A 3,825-nucleotide genomic window follows, 5' to 3' on the forward strand; every position below is an offset into this window, starting at 1 on the left:
GGGTACTGGGACCGAAACAGCTCCTGCAGGCAAACCACCTGCGCTCCGCGCCGCGCCGCATCTTCGATCTGCGTGATCGCTTTGTCGAGATTCCGCGAGGGCTCGGACGTGCAGCTCATCTGCACCAGCCCGAGCGTTAGCCTGTCGCGCGCGTCAGCCATCCTCTGATCTTTGATAGCAATCGCGTACGCGCCACGCCACCGCGCTGCGAAACTCGCCCGCAACATTTGTGGTCCACGGCCCAGAGGAGGTACGGTGGCGACGTCAAAGAGACCGCGTGATGCCTGGGTTGCCGCGAGAGATTGCATGAGCGGCGATGTGATAATCTAATAGGGCGGTGTTTGGGAACCGCCGCCCGGATCCTAATCGCATCTGAGCTGCCCGCCGCTGATAGCCGGGTCCTGCGCAAGGGAAGGCCGCGAACCCCGCCAGGTCCGGAAGGAAGCAACGGTACCGGCTGTCTCCCTGTGCCGCAGGGGTGCCTGGCTATCATTCGACGGGCAGCGTTAGTTAAGGGATCATTCGATGGCCGAAACTTCGCCTCCGCATCTGGTCCTAGCCCGCAAATGGCGGCCCGACCGCTTTACCGAGCTGGTCGGGCAGGAACACGTCACTCGCACCTTGAGCGAGGCGCTCAAGCGTGGCCGCATCGCTCATGCTTTCCTGTTTACGGGAATTCGTGGGGTCGGCAAGACCACCGCGGCCCGTATCCTGGCCCGATGCCTCAACTGCGAGCGTGGTCCCACCCCCGAGCCGTGCGGTGAATGCGTCGCGTGCCGCGAGATCAGGGCCGGCAGCGCGCTGGACGTTAGCGAGATCGACGGCGCCACCTATCGCAAAATTGACGACGCGCGCTCCATCATCGAGAACCTGAGCTACCGGCCCGCGCGTGATCGCTTCAAGATTTACATCATCGACGAAGCCCATCAGCTCACCGATCAGGCCTTCAACGCCCTGCTCAAGACGCTCGAAGAGCCCCCCGCGCACGTAAAATTCATCCTCGCGACAACCGAACCGCAAAAGATGCCCGAGACGATTCTCTCGCGTCTGCAGCGCTACGACTTCCGCCGGATTCCTTTCACTACCATTTGCGAACGACTGCACGAGCTGGCCGAGCGCGAGGAAACTCGCGCGGAACCGTCCGCCCTCCGTCTGCTTGCACGCGAGGCGGGCGGCAGCATGCGCGACGCGGAACGGATGCTGGAAACCGCTATCGCGACTGCGAGCGATGGTCAGGTCACCGAAGCGGAAGTGGCCGCCTCGCTGGGCGTCGCCTCGCGTGGCACGGTCTTGAAGATAATCGAAGCGATCCTCGGCCATTCCGCCGCGCCAGCGCTGCGGATGACGCGGGAGCTTGCTGCGCGCGGAGCAAACCTCGAGTCGCTAGGCCGCGATCTTCTCGAGACGCTGCGCAATCTCGCGGTCGCCAAGTTGCCGGCCGATGCCGGACAGACTCCACTCGATGAGCTTCCCGATCACGAAGCGCAGGAACTGCGACGCATCGCCGCGAGCGCCTCGAGCCGCGATCTGATGCGGCTGTTCCGCCTGATGGCTGAGGCGCAGGAGGAGATCATCAGCTCGCCCTATCCCGATTTGCTGATCGAAATGGCGGTCGTCAGGATGGCCTCGCTGGCCCCGGTGATGGACGCCGACGAGTTGCTGCGCGCGATTGGCGCAGCTGGCAGCGCGCCCGCGCGCGGCCCCGGCTCTCCTTCCTCGGGCGGCGGCGAGGGATCGCGAAGTGCTCAGGGAGAAGCTCCTGCCGGCGCTCGCCGCCTTCCGGTGAAGGGCGAGGTCAAAGCCGATGCGCCGTTGCTCGCGCCGGTCCCGGCGCCCAGCTCCGGACCCGCTGCCGCGGTTGCGTCAGATCTGCCGGCCTTTCGCGACCATATTCGTTCGCGTCGCGCCGCCCTTGCGGGATTCATGGAGCAGGGCGCGCTACTTGCTTTCGAAAACAACACGCTGAAGGTGTTTCCTCGTAATGACATCTACATCCGATATCTGGCCGACAATCGCCAGGTGATCGGCGATCTCGCGGCGGAATTTTTCGAATGCGCCGTGAAGGTCGAGCTGGCTGGGCCCGGCGCGTTACCGCACGAAGTTGAGGTCTCTGCGCCTTCGCCCCAATCGGACGACCCCTCAATCGACGCCCCAGCGGCGTCGGCGCAGGTTCCACCGACCAGGACCGGCAGCTCTTCGGCAGACGAGCGCGCGGAGATTTACTCGGACCCCGGTATGCGGCGAATATTCGACGCCTTTGAAGCACGGCTGGTCGAAGTCCGACCGTCGCGAGGCAGCAAGGAGCAGGGCAACTGAGTTTCCGCAAAGGAGTATCCCATTGGCAGAACTTGATTTCGGCGCGCTGATGAAGCAGGCACAAGCGCTTCAGGAAAAGCTCAAAGAGGTGCAGGAGCAGGCCGCGTCCAAGGTGGTCAGTGCCGACGCCGGCGGCGGAATGGTGCGGGCGAGCGTGGACGGATCGATGCAGGTGCGGAAGATCGAAATCGATCCGGCGCTACTGGCCTCAAACGACAAAGCGATGCTGGAGGACCTGATCGTGGTGGCGGTGAATCTGGCTCTCAAACGCGCCCAGGAAGTCGTCGCGCAGGAGATGGGGAAGGTCGGACCGCTGGGCGGAATCAAACTGCCCGGTTTCGGCAGCGACTGAAACGCGCGGGCTGGCCGATGGCCGAGAATCTCAAACGCAGCGATGGCCTTCCGCCCGCGATGACGCGGTTGGTCAAGGAACTTTCGCGGCTGCCCGGAATCGGCGAAAAGACCGCATCGCGGCTCGCCTTCAATCTGCTTAATCGCCCGCGTGAGCAGGTCATCGCGCTGGCGGAGTCCCTGCTGGAAATGAAGGAGCGGGTAGGTTTGTGCGCCGACTGCTTCGGGCTCTCGGACCACGCGCGCTGCCAGGTATGCGAGGATCCCGCCCGCGAACGCGAGCTCATCTGCGTGGTGGAAGGCCCCGCCGACCTGATGGCGATAGAGCGGGCGCGCAGTTTCAACGGCGTCTATCACGTGCTGCACGGTGCGGTCTCGCCGCTCGATGGCATTGGTCCCGAAGACATCAAGATCAACGAATTGATCACGCGCGTCAGTCCTCCGGCACAAGTCCGCGAAGTGATAATCGCGACCAACGCGACCGTGGAAGGCGAGGCAACCGCCCTCTACCTCGCCCGCGTGCTGAAACCACTCGGAGTCAAGGCAACGCGCCTGGCTCGCGGATTGCCAGCCGGCGGCGACCTGGAGTACAGCGATTCGGCGACCCTGCAGAGCGCCCTAAGCGGCCGTCGCGAACTGTAACTCCGGGGGACGCTCAAGCGCAGCGCATCGCCGATGAAGGCGGGCATTATCGTGAGCGGGTTTGCCGCAGTGGTGATGGCTGCCTGTAACTCCAAACCGCCTGATGCGGTTGAGAAAGGCAGGATGGTGTACATGACCAACTGCGTGGTGTGCCACAATCCCAATCCTAACCTGGCGGGCAATCAGGGACCTGCGATCGCCGGATCATCGCAAGCGCTGCTTGAGCCGCGAGTGCTTCATCTCACTTATCCGCCAGGCTATATACCGCAGCAAAAAACCCACGCGATGCGCGCGTTTCCGCAACTCAAGAATCACATCGGTGACTTGCACGAATTTCTGGACGCGGCGAAGCAGCAGCCGGACCACACTCAGTAAGCGAGCAGCCCGCAGACCAGCAGATTCAATCCGGATCAAGCAGGTGCCGGAAATTTGCGCACCATTTCTCTACGCCAGTGTCACCTTGATGATGATCACTAGGACGATCCACAGGATCACGCCAGACTAGATCGTTCCGTG

At 63.3% G+C, this 3,825-nt stretch carries 4 protein-coding genes and 1 other RNA gene; all 5 read left to right on the plus strand.

Going from position 1 to position 3,825, the window contains the following annotated elements:
* Window positions 1-392: 392 nt before the first annotated feature.
* An RNA gene (ffs, locus tag VGI36_09035) (signal recognition particle sRNA small type) lies at window positions 393-491 on the plus strand.
* 34 nt (window positions 492-525) lie between these two features.
* Complete coding sequence (dnaX, locus tag VGI36_09040; protein ID HEY2485282.1) at window positions 526-2,316, plus strand: DNA polymerase III subunit gamma/tau; 1,791 nt, start codon at window positions 526-528, stop codon at window positions 2,314-2,316.
* A 22-nt stretch (window positions 2,317-2,338) separates the two neighbouring features.
* Window positions 2,339-2,668: a YbaB/EbfC family nucleoid-associated protein gene (locus VGI36_09045; protein HEY2485283.1), complete on the plus strand. Its 330-nt coding sequence runs from the start codon at window positions 2,339-2,341 to the stop codon at window positions 2,666-2,668.
* A 17-nt stretch (window positions 2,669-2,685) separates the two neighbouring features.
* Window positions 2,686-3,309, plus strand: a complete 624-nt coding sequence (recR, locus tag VGI36_09050) for a recombination mediator RecR (protein ID HEY2485284.1) — start codon at window positions 2,686-2,688, stop codon at window positions 3,307-3,309.
* Between the two features lie 33 nt (window positions 3,310-3,342).
* On the plus strand, window positions 3,343-3,684 hold the full coding sequence (locus VGI36_09055; GenBank protein HEY2485285.1) for a c-type cytochrome: 342 nt from the start codon (window positions 3,343-3,345) through the stop codon (window positions 3,682-3,684).
* Window positions 3,685-3,825: the final 141 nt, after the last annotated feature.

The organism is Candidatus Binataceae bacterium, from assembly GCA_036495685.1.
In the GTDB taxonomy this organism is placed as follows: domain Bacteria; phylum Desulfobacterota; class Binatia; order Binatales; family Binataceae; genus JAFAHS01.